We start from the raw sequence: 17,563 nt of genomic DNA, 5'->3' as shown, positions 1-17,563 counted from the left end.
CGAAACTGGGCATCAGTTGTGAGTCCGGACCCGTCACCCGGATGCCGACGCGCGCAGCCGCTCGGCGATCTGCTCGGGCGTGGCGTCGTTGATCCACACGCCCATGCCGGACTCCGAACCCGCCAGGTACTTGAGCTTGTCGGGCGCCCGGAGCACCGAGAACACCTCCAGGTGCAGCCACGACAGGTCACGGCCGACCCGCACGGGAGCCTGGTGCCACGCCGCGATGTACGGCAGGGGACGCTGGTAGAGGGCGTCCAGCCGGTGCAGCACGGCCAGGTAGAACGCGGCGAAGTCGTCCCGCTCCGCGTCCGTCAGCGCGGGCAGGTCGGGCACCTGGCGGTGCGGCACGACGTGCACCTCGACGGGCCAGCGCGCGGCGGCCGGCACGAACGCCGTCCAGTACTCGCTCTCCGCGACGACCCTCGTCCCGACTGCCCGTTCGGCCGCCAGAATGTCACCCATCAGTGGACGGCCGTGTGACGCTTGGTAGTCCGCCGCGGCGGCCAGCATTCGTTCCGTCTTCGGGGTCACGAACGGGTAGCCGTAGATCTGCCCGTGCGGGTGGTGCAGCGTCACGCCGATCTCTTCACCGCGGTTCTCGAACGGGAAGACCTGCTCCACCCCCGGCGTCGCGTTCAACGCCTCCGTGCGGTCCGCCCAGGCGTCCACCACCGTCCGCACCCGCGAAGCGGTCAACGAGCCGAACGACGTGTTGTGGTCGGACGTGAAGCACACGACCTCGCACCGGCCACGCCCGGCCGCCCGCGCCACCATCGGCATACCGTCCACAGTGGACGGCAACTCGGGCGTGCCCGGCGCGAACGACGGGAACCGGTTCTCGAACACCGCCACGTCGTACGACGGCTCGGGGATCTCCGTCGCCTTGCCCGGCGTCGACGGGCACAGCGGGCACAGGTCGGCCGGCGGCTTGTACGTGCGCGTCTGCCGGTGCGCTGCCATCGCCACCCACTCACCGGTCAACGGGTCCCGCCGCACCTCCGACAGCGCCTGCGTGCGCGGCAGGTCACGGGTGTCCACCGCGTGCCGCGGCGGCGCGTCCGGGGTGTCGTCGAAGTAGATGATCTCCCGACCATCGGCAAGTTTCCCCGCCGTGCGCCTCACGCCAGTTCCTCTCCGCGGCCCGGCGCCCGCACCAGGACCAGTTCACCGACCTGCTCGCCGAGCACCGTCCGCGCGGCCTCGGGCAACCCCTCGTCGGTCACCAGCACGTCCGCCTCGTCCAGCGCGGCGATCGTGGAGATGCCGACGGTGCCCCACTTGGTGTGGTCCGCGACCACGACGACCCGGCCGGCGGCGTCCACCAGCGCGCGGTCGGTCTCGCTCTCGTTCAGGTTGGGCGTGGTGAAACCGGACCGCTCGGCCATCCCGTGCACGCCCAGGAACACCACGTCCAGGTGAAGCGACCGCAGCGCCTGCACGGCGACCGGCCCGACCAGCGCGTCCGACGGCGTCCGCACCCCGCCGGTGAGGACCACCGTGCGGTCCGTGCGCCCGCTCTGCTGGAGCACGTCGGCGACCCGGATCGAGTTGGTCACCACGGTCAGGTCCGGTATGTCGTCGAGGAACCTGGCCAGCGTCCACGTGGTCGTGCCCGCGGACAGGCCGATGGCCGTGCCGGGGCGCACCAGACCGGCGGCGAACGCGGCGATGGCCTCCTTCTCCGGCAGCTGGCGCACCGACTTGGCCTCGAACCCCGGCTCGTCGGTGCTGCGGCCGACCACGGACGTGGCCCCGCCGTACACCTTCTCCACCAGGCCGCGCGCGGCCAGCACGTCCAGGTCGCGGCGCACGGTCATGTCCGAGACGCCCAGCCGGACGACCAGGTCGCTCACCCGCACCGCGCCGGTGCGCCGGACCTCTTCCAGGATCACCGCTTGCCGCTGACGTGCCAGCACGTCACACCTCTTCCCTGACCACGACCACGCCGCCGGCGGGCACGACCACGCGGCCCGACGCACGCGCGCCCGACAGCAGCTCGACGCCCACCGCGGACAGCTCGGCGTCGCCGTCCCCGTGGTTCACCGCGACCAGCCACGATACGGCGACCCCGGCCACCTCACCGCTGCGACGCACCACCTCGACGTCCTCGGCGCCGGTCGGCACACCCGCCTGGTCCAGCGCGGTCCGGACCAGCCGGTCCAGCCCGTCGCCGGTCAGCCCGCACGCCAGGTACCAGGCCACGCCGTCACCGTGGTCGTTCCGGGTCACGGCGGGCACACCGGGCAGCTGGCCGTCGGTGTAGGAGGCGACGACCTTCGCGCCGTCCGCGTGCACGTGCTCGGTCCAGACGGTGGCCGACGAGCCGTCGTCCAGCGCCACGACCTCGTCCGCGCGCAACGGGAAGAACTCCTCCGTGCGCACGCCGAGCAGGTCGCGGAACGCGCCGGGGTAGCCGCCGAGGTGCACGTGGCCGCGCGTGTCCGTGACGCCGGACAGGTAGGTGACGAAAAGGTGCCCGCCGCCCGCGACGTACTCCTCGTACGGCGTCGCGTCGTCGACCACGTACAGCGCCGGGAGGAGGACCAGCCGGTACTTCGACAGGTCCGCGCCCGGCGGCACGAAGTCGACCGTCACCCCGGCCCGCCACAACGCCCGGTACAGCCCGAAGACGATGTCCCGGTACGAGACGTCGACCGTCGGGTGCGCGGGCTGCTTGAGCGCCCACCACGACTCCCAGTCGAAGACCACCGCGACCGGTGCGTCCACAGTGGACCCGACGATCTCCGCGATCCGCCGGTACTCCGCGCCGACCTGCTCGACCTCGCGGAAGACCTTCGTGTCCGGACCGGCGTGCGGCACCATCGCCGAGTGGTAGCGCTCCGCGCCCGCCCGCGACTGCCGCCACTGGAAGAACAGCGTGCCGTCCGCGCCGCGCGCCATGTGCGCGAACGAGTTGCGCCGCAGCTCGCCGGGCTGCTTGGCGATGTTGCGCGGCTGCCAGTTCACCGCCGACGTGGAGTGCTCCATCAGCAGCCACGGCTTGCCGCCCGCGAGGCCGCGCACCAGGTCGGCGGAGTACGCGAGGTCGATGTGCCGGTCCGGGTCCTCGCCGAACGTGTAGTGGTCGTTGGAGACGAAGTCGACCTCGGCGGCCCACTTCCAGTAGTCCAGCTGGGCGAACGAGGCGGCCATGAAGTTCGTGGTGATCGGCACGCCCGGCGTGACCTCCCGCAGCACGTCCCGCTCGGCCTTGTACAGCTCCAGCAGGGCGTCGGACGAGAACCGGTCGAAGTCCAGCAGCTGGCCGGGGTTGTTGGACGACGGCGTCGCGCGCGGCGGCAGGATCTGGTCCCACGCGGTGTAGCGCTGGCTCCAGAACGCCGTGCCCCACGCCTCGTTCAGCACGTCGAGGCTGCCGTGACGGGCCTGCAACCAGGTGCGGAACGCCGTCGCGCACCGGTCGCAGTAGCAGCGCGAGACGTGGCAGCCGTACTCGTTGCCGACGTGCCACGCGGACAGCGCCGGGTGGTCGCGGTACCGCTCGGCCAGCGCGCGGGCCAGCGCGACGGCCTTGGCCCGGTAGACCGGCGAGCTCGGGCAGTAGGACTGGCGCGAGCCGTGCGAGAGGCGGACGCCGTCGGCGGTCTCCGGCAGCATCTCGGGGTGCGCCGTGGTCAGCCACGGCGGCGGCGCGGCGGTCGCGGTGGCCAGGTCGACCCGCACGCCGCCCGCGTGCAGCCGATCGAGGACCCGGTCGAGCCAGTCGAACTCGTACCGGCCCTCCTCGACCTCCAGCAGGGCCCACGAGAAGATGCCGACGCTGACGAGGTTCACCCCCGCCCGCCGCATCAGCTCGACGTCCTCGACCCAGACCTCCTCCGGCCACTGCTCGGGGTTGTAGTCGGCGCCCCAGGCCAGGCCGCGCACGCCGTCAGGCCACGTCGTCATGCGCGCAAGCGTGACTGACCGTCATGGCAAACGTCAACACAGTCCAACAAAATCCCTCGTTTACCTCTGTTCGGCGGTACAAGATCGAGACCCGGTGGCACTACCCCAGTTGGGGTCGATTCAGCAAGGTAAGACGGCGTTAACGGCTCGATAACGGCGCTTGACAGCCTGTGTGCCGCGCACCACATTGTGGGCAATCTTGTTGGACTCCATGTTCGGTGTTCGGTTGATTCCGGTCGAGTGTCACCCGTAGGAGCGACGATGACGAGGTTCTCCGCCAGTCCCCACCCGCTCATGGGCCGGCGTGCCCTGCTGAAGGCAGTCCTGGCGGGCGCGGGCATCGCCGCCGTGCCCGGACTGGCCGCCTGCGGCTCCGGCGACGGCGGTGGCGGCGCCACCGACACGGTGTCGTTCGGCAACAACCAGTCCGACCAGGTGCCGAAGGACGCGATCACCGCCGTGCTGAAGTCCTTCGAGGGCGAGTCCGGCCTGAAGGTCGCGATCAACACCAAGCAGCACGAGCAGTACCAGGAGCAGATCAACAACTACCTGCAGGGCAAGCCGGACGACGTGCTGTCCTGGTTCGCCGGCTACCGGATGCGCTTCTTCGCCGAGAAGGGCCTGACCGGCGACCTGAGCGACGTGTGGTCGAAGGTCTCGGCCGGCTACGAACCCGGGCTGAAGGAAGCGTCCACCGCGTCGGACGGCAAGCAGTACCTGATCCCGTTCGTGCAGTACCCGTGGGGCATGTTCTACCTGAAGAGCGTGTGGCAGCAGCGCGGTTACACGGTGCCGAAGACGCTGGACGAGATGGTCGCGCTGTCCACGAGGATGAAGGCCGACGGGCTCGCGCCGATCGCGTTCGCGCAGAAGCAGGGCTGGCCCGGCATGGGCACGTTCGACCAGCTGAACTTCCGCATCAACGGCTACCAGTTCCACGTCGACCTCATGGCCGGCAAGGAGGACTGGCAGGGGCCCAAGGTGCGCGAGGTGTTCGACACCTGGAAGCGGCTGCTGCCGTTCCACCAGGAGAACGCGCTCGGCCGGGAGTGGCAGGAGGCCGCGCAGTCGCTCCAGCAGGGCAAGTCGGGCATGTTCCTGCTCGGCACGTTCGTCGCGCAGCAGTTCAAGGGCCAGGAGGAAGACCTCGACTTCTTCCCGTACCCGGAGATCAACCCGGAGCACGGGCAGGACACCGTGGAAGCGCCGATCGACGGCTACATGATGTCCAGGAAGCCCAGCAACCCCGAGGGCGCGGCCAAGCTGCTGGAGTTCATGTCCACGCCCGCCGCGCAGCTGGCGTACATCAAGGCCGACCCGAGCCAGATCGCCGCGTCGAACAAGGCCGACACGTCCGGCTACAACTCGTTGCAGAAGAAGGCCGCGCAGGTCATCAAGGAAGCCGCGCACATCACGCAGTTCCTGGACCGCGACACCGACCCGCGGTTCGCCAGCGACGCCGCGACCAACGGGATCAACGCGTTCATCCAGAACCCCGACGACATCGACTCGATCCTCAAGGGCATGGCCGACCAGGCGAAGACGATCTTCACGGAGTGATCTCGTGACCGCCTTGCAGTCCCCCCCGAAGCCCGCCGGGACGACGGACCCCTCCCCGTCGCCCCGGCGCGGCAGGCGTCGCGCCACCGCGCTCGCGCCCCGTGACAAGCTCGTGCTCGGCCTGATGCTCGGCATCCCGTCGCTGGTGCACCTCGTGCTCGTGTGGGTGCCCGCGATGGGCTCGATCGCGCTGTCGTTCAGCTCGTGGGACGGCATCGGCGGGTTCGAGGACATCGAGTGGGTCGGCTTCCAGAACTACGTCGACATCTTCACCCGCTACCCCCGGTTCTGGCCCGCGGTGCAGCACAACCTGATCTGGCTGCTGTTCCTGATCGTGGTGCCGACGGTGGCCGGGCTGCTGCTCGCCGTCCTGCTGGACCGGCAGCTGCGGTTCGGCCGGCTGTACCAGAGCGCGCTGTACCTGCCGATGGTGCTGTCGCTGGCGCTGGTCGGGTTCATCTGGCAGCTGATCTACCAGCCCGAGCAGGGGCTGCTGAACAACGTGCTCGGCACCGCGTCCACCGATCCGGTGAACTGGCTCGGCGATCCGGACATCAACCTGTACGCGGTGCTCGTGGCCGCCGGGTGGCGGCACACCGGGTACATCATGCTGCTGTACCTCGCCGGGCTGAAGGCCGTGGACCCGGCGTTGAAGGAGGCCGCGGCGCTGGACGGCGCCAACGCGCGGCAGACGTTCTTCCAGGTGACGTTCCCGGTGCTCAAGCCGGTGAACGTGGTGGTGCTCGTGGTCACCGTGATCGAGGGCCTGCGGGCGTTCGACATCGTGTACGTGATCAACAAGGGGCGCAACGGGCTGGAACTGCTGTCCGTGCTGGTCACCGACAACATCATCGGTGAGTCGAGCCGGATCGGGTGGGGTTCCGCGCTGGCGGTGATCCTGCTGCTGATCTCGCTCGGGTTCATCATCACCTACCTGTTCCAGGTGTTCCGCGAGGAGGAACGGGCGTGAAGTCCCGCGTTTCTTTGTCCCCCGCTTCTCCGCCGCCCGTCTCTTCGCCACGCGTTTCCTTGCCGCGCATCGCCTTGCACGCGTTCCTGATCGTGACGTGCCTGGTGACCCTCGCGCCGCTGGTGTGGGCTTTGTACGCATCGCTGCGCACGTACGACGACACCGCGCGCAACGGGTACTTCTCAGTTGCCGAAAGCCTGACGCTGGACAACTACAGCAACGCGTGGACGCAGGCCGACCTGCCGCACTACTACCTGAACACGCTGCTCGTGACGCTGCCCGCGTTGGTGCTGGTGCTGCTGTTCAGCTCGATGGTGGCGTTCGGGGTGTCGCGGTTCAGCTTCAAGTTCAACCTGGTGCTGCTGATGCTGTTCACAGCGGGCAACCTGCTGCCGCAGCAGGTGATCGTGACCCCGTTGTGGCGGCTGTACCTGCTCACGCCGTTGCCGGAGTGGTTGAGCGACAGCGGTGTGCTGCTGGACTCGCAGGTGGGCCTGGTGCTGATCCACGTGGGGTTCCAGTCGGGGTTCTGCGTGTTCGTGCTCAGCAACTACATGAAGACGATCCCGCACGAGCTGAGCGAGGCGGCCCGGGTGGACGGCGCCGGTGTGTTCCGGCAGTACTGGCAGGTGATCCTGCCGCTGTGCCGTCCGGCGCTGGCGGCGTTGGCGACGCTGGAGTTCACCTGGATCTACAACGACTTCCTGTGGGCGCTGGTGCTGATCCAGACCGGTGACAAGATGCCGATCACGTCCGCGTTGCAGAACCTCAAGGGCACGTTCTTCGTGGACAACAACCTGGTCGCCGCCGGCTCCCTGCTCGTCGCCCTGCCCACCCTCGTCGTCTTCTTCGTCCTCCAACGCCAGTTCATCGGCGGCCTGACGTTGGGCTCCACCAAGGGCTAACCAGTGAGTCCTACGTTCAGAACGCGTGAGTCCTACGTTCAGAACGCGTGAGTCCTACGTTCGTGCCCCCCGAATTCAACGCTCAGAACGGCCGGTCTGTCCTGAGCGTTGAACTCGGGGGTTCCGAACGTAGGACACGGGTGTCCTGAAGGTACGACTCACGCGACGTGAACGTAGGACTCACGCGGGGTGGTGGGAGGTGGGCACGGGGCTGGGGCGGCCGGGGAGGCGGAGGGTGAACATCGCGCCGCCCTCGGGGGCACGGCCGACGTACGCCATGCCGCCATGACGTTCCGCCACCTGCTTGACGATCGCCAGACCCAAGCCGGAGCCCGGGAGCGTGCGGGCCTCCGACGAGCGGTAGAAGCGCTCGAAGACGTGCGGCAGGTCGGCGTCGGCGATGCCGGGACCGGAGTCCGCCACCTCCACCACCGCACTGCCGTCACCCAACTGCCGCAGGCTCAGCCGGACCACACCGCTCGCCGGGCTGAACTTCACCGCGTTGTCGAGGAGGTTCAGCACGGCACGTTCCAACGCGCTCGAATCACCCAGCAACGACCACGGCTGCGACTCCACCACGAACCGCACGTCGGTAGCCCGCCGCTTCGCCCGGTCCAGCGCGCGCTCCACCACCTCGACCAGGTCCACCGGCTCGTGCACGACCTGCGGCGCGTCCTCCCGCGCCAACTCCACCAGGTCACCGATCAACGTGGTCAGCTCGTCCAGCTGCGCCCGCACGTCGGCGTTGATCTCCGCCTTGTCCTCGTCCGACAACGTCGGCGAGTCCGGCTTCTCCGACGCCAGCAGCAGCTCCAGGTTCGTCCGCATCGACGTCAACGGCGTGCGCAGCTCGTGCCCCGCGTCCGCGACCAGCCGCCGTTGCCGCTCCTGCGACTCCGCCACCGCACCCAGCATCGCGTTGAACCGCTGCGACAGCAGGGCCAGCTCGTCGTCACCGGACACCGGGATCGGCCGCAGGTCACCCGTCATCGCGACCCGCTCGGTCGCCTCCGTCAGCCGCTGCACGGGCCGCAGCCCCGTCCGCGCGACCGCCGTCCCCGCCGCCGCCGCGACCAGCACACCCAACCCGCTGATCACGAACAGCACCACGGACAGCTTGCCGAGCGAGACGTTCAGCGGCTTGGTGGACTGGGCGATCAGCATCGCCTGACCGTCCCCGTACGGCACCGCGATGACCCGGAAGTCGGTGCGCTCGTCGGTCCAGAAGTTCTCCGACCGCTGCCCGCGCGCCACGTCCAGGTCGGCGGGCTGGGTCGGCGGCGCGATCGTGCCCTTCGGGTAGAGGATGCGCCCGCTCACGTCCAGCACGCCGATCCGCACGTCACCGGCGGCCAGGAACGCGCCGGGGATCTCGGTGACGTCGTTGTTGACCTTCGGCGCGTTGACCGCGGCCTCGGCCCGCTGCCGCAGGTTCTCGTCCATCTGGTCGTGCAGGTTCCGGCTCACCGTCATGTACGCGCCGAGCGACACGACCGCGACGGCACCGGCGACGCAGAACGCGGCGAGCAGAGTGACCCGCGCCCGCAGCGACACCCGCTGGAGTCGCCCGTTGGCGGCACCGATCACGGAGGCGTCTCCCGCAGCACGTACCCCACGCCGCGCACGGTGTGCAGCAGCCGAGGCTCGCCCTCGGCCTCGGTCTTGCGCCGCAGGTAGCCGACGTAGACCTCCAGCGCGTTGCCGGAGGTCGGGAAGTCGTAGCCCCAGACGTCCTCCAGGATCCGCCCCCTGGTCAGCACCTGCTTCGGGTGCCCGAGGAACAGCTCCAGCAGCGCGAACTCGGTCCGGGTGAGGCTGATCGGCCGCTCACCGCGCCGGACGTCCCGGGTGCTCGGGTCGAGTTCCAGGTCGGCGAACCGCAGCGTGACGCCCGCCGGCTCCTCGGCGTCCGAGGCTGCCCGCCGCAGCAACGCCCGCAGCCGGGCCAGCAGCTCCTCCAAGGCGAACGGTTTCGGCAGGTAGTCGTCCGCGCCGGCGTCCAGCCCGGACACCCGGTCGGACACCGCGTCACGGGCCGTGAGCACGAGGATCGGCAGGTCGTCACCGGTGCTGCGCAGCCGGCGGCACACCTCCAGCCCGTCGAGCCGGGGCATCATCACGTCCAGCACCATCGCGTCGGGACGTTGGGAGACGACGGACTCGAGAGCCTGCTGACCGTCTCCGGCCAGGTCGACCTGGTAGCCGTTGAACTGCAGTGAGCGACGAAGCGACTCACGCACGGCCCTGTCGTCGTCGACAACGAGGATGCGCATGGGGTCAGTCTTGCTCTTGGTCCTGAGAGCCGCCTGAGAAGGGAGTGTGAGCTACCCGTCAAGTTTTCCGCCGTCGACGTCCCGGGCCACCGGGGCGTTCCAGCGCCGCCACATCGCCACCAGCCGCAGACCCACGATCAACGCCGACGCCAGCAGCGCCACCGGCACCGCGGGCAGGCGGAAGTGATCGCCCAGGACCACCACGACCGCCCCGCACAACGCCGCCACCGCGTAGATCTCCCGGCGCAGGACCAGCGGGATCTCCCGCAGCAGCACGTCGCGCAGCGCACCGCCGCCGATGCCCGTGGTCATCCCGATCAGGCACGCCGCGTACGGCGGAACGCCCAGCTTGAGGGCTGTGGTCGTGCCGGCGGTGACGAACAGCCCGAGCCCGATCGCGTCCAGCAGCAGCACCGCCCGCCACAGCTTCGCCACCGTCGGGTGAAACCAGAAGACCACCAGTCCGGTGACCCCGGCGACGGCGAGGTAGGGCCAGCTCATCAACGCCGCGGGCGGGTGCACGTCGAGCAGCACGTCCCGCACGATCCCGCCGCCCAGGGCCGTGGTCAGGCCCAGCACGATGACCCCGAACACGTCCAGCCGCGCCCGCACCGCCGCCACCGCCCCGGAGGCGGCGAACGCGGCGATACCGATCAGTTCCAGCACGGCGAGCAGCACGGCTGGTCAGGTTAGAAGCAGTCCGCCGGACGCCGCACGCCAGGTGGCCGGGCAACCAGGTACGCCGACCAGCCGGTCGAATGGCGCGGCGTCACGGCGGGTTGGCCGGCTCGCGGCCGTGCGCGGGCGATCGCCAGAGGGTGCGCGGGCCGGCGGGTCGTTTTACCAGGTGAAGAAGCCCTGGCCGGTCTTGCGCCCGAGGTGGCCTGCGGCGACCTTGTCGCGCAGCAGCGCGGGCGGTTCGAAGCGGGGACCGAGTTCGGCGGCCAGGTGTTCGGCGATGGCCAGCCGGACGTCCAGCCCGACCAGGTCCGTCAGCCGCAGCGGGCCCATCGGCCAGCCGTAGCCGAGCCTCATGCCGGTGTCGATGTCCTCCGCGCTCGCCACGCCCTCTTCGAGCATCCGGATCGCCTCCATGCCGACCGCGACGCCGAGCCGCGACGTGGCGAAACCGGGCGCGTCCCGCACCTCGATGACGGTCTTGCCCAGCGCCTCGGCCCACCCCCGGACCCGGGCCACGACGTCGGCGGACACCCCGTCGTGGAGCACCAGCTCGACCAGCTGCTGCACCGGGACGGGGTTGAAGAAGTGCATGCCGAGCACGCGTTCGCCGGGCAGCCCCTCGGCCAGCGCCGAGATCGACAGCGACGACGTGTTGGACGCCAGCACCGCGTCGGGGCAAGCGTTTGCGGCGGCCTTGAGCACCTGCCGCTTCAGCTCGACGTCCTCGGGCACGGCCTCGACCACGAGCGACGCGCCCGCGGCCACGTCGTCCAGTCGCTCCACCACGGTGAGGTGCTTCAACAGCTCGTGCGGGACGGCTTCGAGCCTGCCCCGGTCCGCCGCCTTGGCCAGCGACGCCTCGACGGCCCGCCGCGCGGCCGACGCCCGTTCGGCGCCCGCCTCGACCAGCACCACCTCGTGCCCGCCCGCGAGGAACAGGTGGGCGACACCCGCGCCCATCGTGCCGCCGCCGATCACCACCGAGATCATCGGTCCACGACCTCCGCCGCGAACATGGCCACGAGTTCCATGCCGCCGATCTCGGTGAGGTTCGCGCCGGCGGCCTGCCACTCGGGCGACCCGAACGCGTCCTTCATCGCTTGCGAGGACTCGAAGTACATCTCGGCCATGACGTGCAGCTCGTGCCCGCCGAGGAAACCGGGGACGAAGACCCGCGTGACCTTCGCGATCTCGGCCCGCAGGAGTCCCGGTGTCCGCTCGACCAACGGCAGGTGGGACGCGAAGTACGCCTCGTCGAACGCCTCGACGTCGGCCGGTTTCCGGTACAGGGCGACATACTTGACCATGTGACACCTTCCGTCCGGTTTCGCGTGTGACTGTAACACCGGCACCATGGACCGGTGCGGATCATCCTGCTGCGCCACGGGCAGAGCCTGGGCAACGTCGACGAGTCGGCGTACTGCCGCGTCCCCGACCACGCCCTCCCGCTGACGGAACCGGGCGAGCGTGAGGCGACGGCCGCCGGCCCGCGGATCAAGGAACTCCTGAACGGCGACCCGGCGGCCGTCTACGTGAGCCCGTACGTGCGGACCAGGGCCACCCTCCGCAACCTCGACCTCGGTGATCAGGCCGAGCGGACGGTGGCCGAGCCGCGGCTGCGGGAGCAGGACTGGGGCAACCTCCAGGACCCCGTGCAGCAGGAGGTGCTCAAGCACCAGCGGCACGCGTTCGGCCACTTCTTCTTCCGGCTGCCGAACGGCGAGTCGGGCGCCGACGTCGACGACCGGCTCGCCGCGTTCCTGACCGACCTGGAAACCCGGATGCGCGACCCGGCCCACCCGTCCACGGCGCTGGTGGTGTCACATGGGCTGACCATCCGCCTGCTCTGCCGCCGCCTGTTCGGGTGGAGCATCGAGCTGTTCGAGTCGCTGTCGAACCTGGAGACCTGCGAACACCGCGTGCTCACGAACGACGGCAAGACCTGGCACCTCGACCGGCCGTTCGACCAGTGGCGACCGTCTCCGGACGGCGAGACCCAAGGCCCGATCGCCGCCTACTGACCCGGGATCACGCCCGGCACCACGTCCGGCACCACGTCCGCGACCACGCACACCACGTTGTCGGGTCCGCCGTTGGCGTTGGCCAGGTCGACCAGTCGCCGCGTCGCCTCCTCCGGGTCGGCCGCGGACACCAGCACCTCCCGCACGTCCGCCTGCGGGACCACGGTGTGCAGGCCGTCCGAGCACAGCAGGTACCGGTCGCCCGGCACGGCGTCGTGCAGCGCGAGGTCCGGTTGCACCGCCTTGCCGTGCAGGGCGCGCACGAGCATCGAGCGCTGCGGGTGGCTGACCGCCTCCTCCTCGGTCAGCCGGCCCTCGGCGATCAGCGACTGCACCGCCGTGTGGTCGTGCGTGATGCGGAACAGCTCGCCGCCGCGCAGCAGGTACACCCGCGCGTCACCGACGTGCACCAGCCCCAGCCGCGACCCGGACAGCACGAGCGCCGTCACCGTGGTCCCGCTGCACTCGTCGCCGGGGTGCGCCGAGAGGTAGTCACCGACCGCCGTCCCGGCCCGGTGCACGGCGTCCGCCAACGCGTTCAGCAGCTCACCCGCCGGGATCGCGGTGTCCAGCGGGGCGAGCGCGTCGATGGCCATCGAGCTGAGCGGCTCGCCGCGCGCGCCGAACCCGTCGGCCACGGCGAGCAGCCGCTCACCCGCGTAGCCGACGTCCTGGTTCGAGTCCCGGACGAGCCCGCGGTCGGTGCGCAGGGCGTACTGGAGTGCGAGGGTCATGGTCTTGTCCTTCCCGGACAGTCGCTCCACGAGGGAGGCGGCGAGGTTTCGCCGGGCCGCGGTGTCCTCCTCGACCTGCGTCCAGTAGGCGCGCACCTCGTCGGCGGCGTCCGCCGGGTCGAGCGAGCACACCAGCCGGATGCGGGCCAACGGCATGCCGAGCCTCCGCAGCCACGCCACCAGCCGGGCCCGGTCGAGCTGGTCCGGCGAGTACCGCCGGTAGCCCGACAGCGGGTCGACCCGGGCGGGTGTCAGCAGGCCCAGCTCGTCGTAGAGCCGCAGCGCCTTCGGCGACAGGCGGCTGGCCCGCGCGAACGCCCCGATGGTCAACAGCTCCACGTCGCACCCCTCCCCCGCCGGGTCCGTGGCCCGGCCTGTTCCACGGTGGCGCTTCACCCAGGGTGAAGGTCAACAGGCGGATCGCCGGGTGCGAAGAGGGCTCAGGAACGGGCGGGGGCGGCCGGGTCGCGCACCAGGCCGCTCAGCGACACCGTGCTGGCGACGACCAGGACGCCCAGCGCGGCCCAGTCCGGCACGAGGTGGCCCTCGTCGCCGACGACGAAGCTCGCGTACAGGCCCCAGCACTGCACCGCGGTCAGCACCGCGCCGAGCACGGTCGTCCACCACGACACGACGGCCACCACCACCACGAGCAGGACCAGGGCGAACACCGGCCAGTTCGCGGCCAGCGCGGTCACGCCGACACCTCCTGCGAAGCCGAGCGCGGACCCCTGCACAGTTCCGACCATGACCGACCATTCAAGCCCAGTTGAGACGCACGCCACGTCCGCGACGGTCAGGTTCACCGGATCGCGTGAGGCACGATCCTCCGAATGAGCTTCTACGACGTCCTGTACCGCCGGAGGGACACCAGGGGTGAGTTCACCGGCGCCCCGATCCCGCCCGAGGTGCTGCGCCGGGTGCTCTCGGCCGCTCACGCCGCGCCCAGCGTGGGTCTGTCCCAGCCGTGGGACTTCGTCGTCGTGCGCGACGAGCACACCCGCCGCGCGTTCCGCGACCACGTCCAGGCCGAGCGCAGCGTCTTCGCCGCCGAGCTGGACCCGCGCCAGGCCGAGCTGTTCGCCAAGATCAAGGTGGAGGGCATCCTGGAGTCGACGGTCGGCGTGGTCGTCACCTACGACCCGGACCGCGGCTCCCCCGCCGTGCTCGGCAGGCACGCGATCGCCGACGCCGGCCTGTACTCGGTGTGCCTCGCCATCCAGAACCTGTGGCTCGCCGCGACCGCCGAGGGCCTCGGCGTCGGCTGGGTGAGCTTCTACCGCGAGGACATGCTGCGCCGGCTGCTGGACATCCCGTCCCGGCTGCGGCCGGTGGCGTGGCTGTGCCTCGGGCCCGTCGCCTCCCTGCCCGAGACACCCGACCTGGAACGGCACGGCTGGCGGAACCGTCTGCCCCTTGACGACGTACTGCACGAGGAGCGGTACACCCGGCGTTCAGGCCGGTAGCCTGTGGTAGCCGTGCCGGCGGCGAGCGGGCCCGCGTACCGCCTCGCCGAGTCGGAATGGAGTGTCAGCACGAGTGGAGCAGCGAGATCCGCTGGTAGCGGGGCAGGTGCCGCAACTCGACCTTGAGGTCAAGGCGTTGCTGAACGCTGGCCGCCTACCGGAGGCCAACACCCTCTTCGACCAGGTCGTGAGCCGGGTGCCGCCCGGCGCGGACCGGTGGCAGCGCTCGGCCGTCCTGGTCAACCGGGCCAAGCTGGCGTGGCGGCTGGGCCGCATCCCGCTGGCGCTGGAGCTGGCCGCGGAGGGCTGGACGGACCTCGACGGCGAGCACGCCGACAACCCGGCCGCCGCGCAGGCGATGCACGCGCTGGCCTACCTGCTGGAGGGCATCGGCAACCGCCGCGCGGCGGTGGACATGCTCCGGCTGTCGGTGCAGGTCGCGCGCAAGGCGGCGGAGACGTCGGAGGCCGGCGTCGAGGTGCTGGGCCACTGCCTCCAGGGCCTGGGCGGCACGTTGAACTTCCGCGCCATCTCGTCACCGCCCGACCGCGCGGCGGCGATCTTCGAGGAGGCGCGCGGGTACCTCAAAGAGGGCTTGGAACTGGCCAAGGACGAGCAGATGCGGCTGGCGCTGCAAGCCGCGTACAGCCGTTCGCTGGCGGGTGTCGGCGAGCTGGAGCGGGCCGAGGAGAACGCCGCCGAGACGTTGCGGCAGGCGCGGGACGCCGGCGACAAGTGGGCGATGGCGGTGGCCGGCTGGGTGCTGGCGGTGGTCCGGCGCGAGCAGGGCGGGCTGGTGGAGGCCCGCACGCTGGCGAGCCGGGCGGTGGCCGCGGCCGAGTCCATCAACGACCCGTCGCTGCTGCTGCGGTTCTCGCTGGACCTGGCGGACATCTGCGCGGAGATGGGCGACCACGTCGGCGAGGCGACCGCGCTGCGGTGCTCGGTCGCGGCGGGCAAGACGGCGACCGAGACCCTCCAGGAAGGACTGGCGCAGGCGTTGGAGCAGCGCCGGGTGGCGGTGCAGGCGCAGCGGATGGCGGTCGCGGCGCAGGAGGCGGCGGCGCGCGACCCGTTGACGGGGCTGGCGAACCGGCTCGGGCTGGAGCGCGCGGCGGCCGGGCTGCTGGAGAGCACGGCGGCGCGTGGCCGGGTGCCGTGGCTGGTGCTGGTGGACGTGGACCGGTTCAAGGGCGTGAACGACGACGCCGGCCACGCGGCGGGTGACGCGACGTTGCGCGAGATCGCGCAGTTGCTGCGGCGCGAGTGCCGGTCCGCCGACCTGGTCGCGCGGTGGGCGGGTGACGAGTTCGTGGTGCTGCTCGGCGACCAGGGCGGCACCTCGGCGGAGGTCGGCCCGACGGTCGCCGAGCGCATCCGGGCGGCGGTGGACGGCCACGACTGGACCGTGGTCCTCGGGACGACGCGCCGGCCGACGGTGAGCATCGGGGTGGCGGCCGGACCGGCCAAGCTGGACCAGCTGTTCGCGGCGGCGGACATGGCGCTGTACCGGGCGAAGCGCCACGGCCGCAACCGCGTCGAGGTCGAGCCCTACCTGGACGTTCCGACCGAGACCGTCTCCGGGGTCTGACCCGCTCGCGCGGGTGGTCAGGCGATCAGACCGCCGCGGAAGGCGACCAGGGCGGCCTGCACCCGGTTCACCGCGCCGATCTTGCCGAGCACCGACGAGACGTAGCCCTTCACGGTGGCCTCGGACAGGTGCAGCGTGCCGCCGATCTCGGCGTTCGACATGCCCTGTCCGATCAGGACGAGCACCTCGCGCTCCCGTTCGGACAGCGACGCCAGCAGCCGGCGCGCGGGCTCGGCGGCGCGCTCGCCGTCCGCGACCGCGGCCAGCACCCGCGCCGCCACGCCGGGGTCGAGCACCGCGCCGCCCACGGCGAGGTCGCGCACCGCGCGCACGAGCTGCTCGGGCTCGGTGTCCTTGAGCAGGAATCCCGACGCACCCAGCCGCAGCGCCTCCGACACGTACTCGTCCACGTCGAACGTGGTCAGCATGGCGATCTTCGGCGGGTCGGGCAGGGTTCGCAGCCTGCGCAACGCCATCAACCCGTCGTTCGACCGCATCCGGATGTCCAGCAGCACGACGTGCGGGCGGTGCCGGCGGGCCAGGTCGGCCACCAGGTGCCCGTCGTCGCACTCGGCCACGACTTCGATGTCGCCGGTGCTGTTGAGGATCATGCGAAGGCCGGACCGGACGAGGTCCTCGTCATCGGCCAGCATCACCTTGATCACGACGCCTCCCCGCTTTGGCGTTTCGTGTTCGTACTCGCCCAGCATCGCGCACGAACACGCAAGCTGATGTTAATTCACCGTTATCTCACCACGGAAAGACGCGGGTGCCGCCCGTTCACAGTTGCCAGGAGAATTCCGAGGTCAGCTCAGGACCTGCGCAACTTCCTGGCGCAGGCGGGGCAACAGGGCGTAGAGCTTGTCGCCCGGACAGAGGGTGTCCCGGTAGTCCCGATGGCCCTGGATCGCGGACGGCGAGATGCCGTACTGCTCACACGTGTACACGCAGAACGAGACCAACGTGTCCCACTGCAACGTCGGCGGCTCCACGTCCATGTAGAGGCCTTCGTTCTCGATCCCGATGGCGGCGGTGTTCTGGCCGGGGCAGTGCGCGCCGACGACGACCCGGTCGCCTCCGCGCAGGGCGGCCAGGCTCCCGTGCCTGCCCTCCATCAGGAACCCGCCGCGGCTGTTGGTGAAGTGCTGGCCGGAGTCGATCCAGCCGTTGGTGTCCATGTGCAGGTTCTGGATCCACCGCGCGTTGGCGTACGCCGCCGCCTGCGAGTAGTCGTTGACGTTCGCGGAAGCGGTGTGGTGGATGAGGATCCGGACCGGCCGCTCGTTCACAGCGGTCGTCGGCGCGGACGGCGGGCGCGCGCCCCAGTCGGCGCAACTGCGGATGGGCAGGACGGGCGAGGCCGCGAAGGCGGGTGAGGCGCCGAGACCCGCCAGCACACCCGCGCCGGCCAGACCGGTGAGCAGCGATCGACGTCGCATCATGTTGACCT

General features: G+C 70.7%; 18 protein-coding genes. 6 read left to right on the top strand and 12 right to left on the bottom strand.

Translation table 11 applies throughout. The features are described from left to right. Nucleotides 1-33: 33 nt before the first annotated feature. Genes galT through OQ02_RS25910 form a run of 3 tightly spaced genes read right to left on the bottom strand, consistent with a single transcriptional unit; the run spans nucleotide 34 to nucleotide 3,912 of the window. The gene (gene galT / locus OQ02_RS25920; RefSeq protein ID WP_033441183.1) at nucleotides 34-1,125 is read right to left on the bottom strand and encodes a galactose-1-phosphate uridylyltransferase; all 1,092 of its coding nucleotides are present in this window, start codon (nucleotides 1,123-1,125) and stop codon (nucleotides 34-36) included. Next, entirely contained in the window at nucleotides 1,122-1,919 is a 798-nt protein-coding gene (locus OQ02_RS25915) for a DeoR/GlpR family DNA-binding transcription regulator (RefSeq protein WP_033441182.1), read from the bottom strand. Before OQ02_RS25915 ends, galT begins: the two co-directional genes overlap by 4 nt. A gap of 1 nt (nucleotide 1,920) precedes the next feature. After that, nucleotides 1,921-3,912: a beta-galactosidase gene (locus OQ02_RS25910; RefSeq protein ID WP_033441181.1), complete on the bottom strand. Its 1,992-nt coding sequence runs from the start codon at nucleotides 3,910-3,912 to the stop codon at nucleotides 1,921-1,923. Nucleotides 3,913-4,173: 261 nt separating this feature from the next. Between OQ02_RS25910 and OQ02_RS25905 the strand changes: the two genes are divergently transcribed. Genes OQ02_RS25905 through OQ02_RS25895 form a run of 3 tightly spaced genes read left to right on the top strand, consistent with a single transcriptional unit; the run spans nucleotide 4,174 to nucleotide 7,347 of the window. Further along, nucleotides 4,174-5,472: an ABC transporter substrate-binding protein gene (locus OQ02_RS25905; protein WP_033441180.1), complete on the top strand. Its 1,299-nt coding sequence runs from the start codon at nucleotides 4,174-4,176 to the stop codon at nucleotides 5,470-5,472. Nucleotides 5,473-5,476: 4 nt separating this feature from the next. Further along, the gene (locus OQ02_RS25900) at nucleotides 5,477-6,442 is read left to right on the top strand and encodes a carbohydrate ABC transporter permease (RefSeq protein ID WP_033441179.1); all 966 of its coding nucleotides are present in this window, start codon (nucleotides 5,477-5,479) and stop codon (nucleotides 6,440-6,442) included. 59 nt (nucleotides 6,443-6,501) lie between these two features. After that, a complete protein-coding gene (locus OQ02_RS25895) occupies nucleotides 6,502-7,347 on the top strand; it encodes a carbohydrate ABC transporter permease (RefSeq protein ID WP_197043496.1) in 846 nt (281 codons plus the stop codon). A 180-nt stretch (nucleotides 7,348-7,527) separates the two neighbouring features. On the opposite strand, the gene OQ02_RS25890 is transcribed toward OQ02_RS25895, so the two are convergent. The 5 genes from OQ02_RS25890 to OQ02_RS25870 form a co-directional block, all read right to left on the bottom strand. Next, entirely contained in the window at nucleotides 7,528-8,934 is a 1,407-nt protein-coding gene (locus OQ02_RS25890; RefSeq protein ID WP_033441177.1) for a sensor histidine kinase, read from the bottom strand. Beyond that, entirely contained in the window at nucleotides 8,931-9,620 is a 690-nt protein-coding gene (locus OQ02_RS25885; protein ID WP_033441176.1) for a response regulator transcription factor, read from the bottom strand. The genes OQ02_RS25890 and OQ02_RS25885 overlap by 4 nt, the downstream gene beginning before the upstream one ends. Before the next feature lie 51 nt (nucleotides 9,621-9,671). Beyond that, nucleotides 9,672-10,298, bottom strand: a complete 627-nt coding sequence (locus OQ02_RS25880) for a trimeric intracellular cation channel family protein (protein WP_033441175.1) — start codon at nucleotides 10,296-10,298, stop codon at nucleotides 9,672-9,674. A 162-nt stretch (nucleotides 10,299-10,460) separates the two neighbouring features. Continuing rightward, a complete protein-coding gene (locus OQ02_RS25875; protein WP_033441174.1) occupies nucleotides 10,461-11,291 on the bottom strand; it encodes a 3-hydroxyacyl-CoA dehydrogenase family protein in 831 nt (276 codons plus the stop codon). Then, complete coding sequence (locus OQ02_RS25870) at nucleotides 11,288-11,608, bottom strand: EthD family reductase (protein ID WP_033441173.1); 321 nt, start codon at nucleotides 11,606-11,608, stop codon at nucleotides 11,288-11,290. The genes OQ02_RS25875 and OQ02_RS25870 overlap by 4 nt, the downstream gene beginning before the upstream one ends. 54 nt (nucleotides 11,609-11,662) lie before the next feature. Here OQ02_RS25870 and OQ02_RS25865 point away from each other — a divergent pair, with 54 nt between their 5' ends. Continuing rightward, complete coding sequence (locus OQ02_RS25865) at nucleotides 11,663-12,322, top strand: histidine phosphatase family protein (protein WP_033441172.1); 660 nt, start codon at nucleotides 11,663-11,665, stop codon at nucleotides 12,320-12,322. On the opposite strand, the gene OQ02_RS25860 is transcribed toward OQ02_RS25865, so the two are convergent. After that, the gene (locus OQ02_RS25860; protein ID WP_033441171.1) at nucleotides 12,316-13,395 is read right to left on the bottom strand and encodes a MerR family transcriptional regulator; all 1,080 of its coding nucleotides are present in this window, start codon (nucleotides 13,393-13,395) and stop codon (nucleotides 12,316-12,318) included. The two genes, OQ02_RS25865 and OQ02_RS25860, sit on opposite strands and share 7 nt — an antisense overlap. Nucleotides 13,396-13,496: 101 nt before the next feature. Further along, nucleotides 13,497-13,805 carry a hypothetical protein gene (locus OQ02_RS25855; protein WP_156077319.1) on the bottom strand — a complete coding sequence of 103 codons (309 nt, stop codon included), beginning with the start codon at nucleotides 13,803-13,805 and terminating at the stop codon, nucleotides 13,497-13,499. A gap of 84 nt (nucleotides 13,806-13,889) precedes the next feature. Between OQ02_RS25855 and bluB the strand changes: the two genes are divergently transcribed. Beyond that, nucleotides 13,890-14,522: a 5,6-dimethylbenzimidazole synthase gene (bluB, locus tag OQ02_RS25850; protein ID WP_051772811.1), complete on the top strand. Its 633-nt coding sequence runs from the start codon at nucleotides 13,890-13,892 to the stop codon at nucleotides 14,520-14,522. A gap of 73 nt (nucleotides 14,523-14,595) precedes the next feature. Further along, nucleotides 14,596-16,113: a GGDEF domain-containing protein gene (locus OQ02_RS25845; protein ID WP_033441168.1), complete on the top strand. Its 1,518-nt coding sequence runs from the start codon at nucleotides 14,596-14,598 to the stop codon at nucleotides 16,111-16,113. Between the two features lie 17 nt (nucleotides 16,114-16,130). On the opposite strand, the gene OQ02_RS25840 is transcribed toward OQ02_RS25845, so the two are convergent. Together OQ02_RS25840 and OQ02_RS25835 are read right to left on the bottom strand one after the other, a co-directional pair. Beyond that, nucleotides 16,131-16,778, bottom strand: a complete 648-nt coding sequence (locus OQ02_RS25840) for a response regulator (RefSeq protein WP_033441167.1) — start codon at nucleotides 16,776-16,778, stop codon at nucleotides 16,131-16,133. Nucleotides 16,779-16,919: 141 nt separating this feature from the next. Further along, nucleotides 16,920-17,552 (bottom strand): peptidoglycan recognition protein family protein, encoded by a 633-nt coding sequence (locus OQ02_RS25835; protein ID WP_231500229.1) that lies wholly within the window; start codon nucleotides 17,550-17,552, stop codon nucleotides 16,920-16,922. Between the last annotated feature and the right edge of the window lie 11 nt (nucleotides 17,553-17,563).

Origin of the sequence: Saccharothrix sp. NRRL B-16314, assembly GCF_000716595.1 — a bacterium.
GTDB lineage: Bacteria > Actinomycetota > Actinomycetes > Mycobacteriales > Pseudonocardiaceae > Actinosynnema.
This window is presented reverse-complemented; position numbering and strand designations above follow the sequence as displayed.

Excerpts from the sequence above, each read along its gene's own strand:
- OQ02_RS25855 (WP_156077319.1), bottom strand. The coding sequence starts at position 13,805 with ATGGTCGGAACTGTGCAGGGGTCCGCGCTCGGCTTCGCAGGAGGTGTC.
- OQ02_RS25835 (WP_231500229.1), bottom strand. The coding sequence starts at position 17,552 with ATGCGACGTCGATCGCTGCTCACCGGTCTGGCCGGCGCGGGTGTGCTG.
- OQ02_RS25905 (WP_033441180.1), top strand. The coding sequence starts at position 4,174 with ATGACGAGGTTCTCCGCCAGTCCCCACCCGCTCATGGGCCGGCGTGCC.
- bluB (WP_051772811.1), top strand. The coding sequence starts at position 13,890 with ATGAGCTTCTACGACGTCCTGTACCGCCGGAGGGACACCAGGGGTGAG.
- OQ02_RS25875 (WP_033441174.1), bottom strand. The coding sequence starts at position 11,291 with ATGATCTCGGTGGTGATCGGCGGCGGCACGATGGGCGCGGGTGTCGCC.
- OQ02_RS25910 (WP_033441181.1), bottom strand. The coding sequence starts at position 3,912 with ATGACGACGTGGCCTGACGGCGTGCGCGGCCTGGCCTGGGGCGCCGAC.
- OQ02_RS25885 (WP_033441176.1), bottom strand. The coding sequence starts at position 9,620 with ATGCGCATCCTCGTTGTCGACGACGACAGGGCCGTGCGTGAGTCGCTT.
- OQ02_RS25870 (WP_033441173.1), bottom strand. The coding sequence starts at position 11,608 with ATGGTCAAGTATGTCGCCCTGTACCGGAAACCGGCCGACGTCGAGGCG.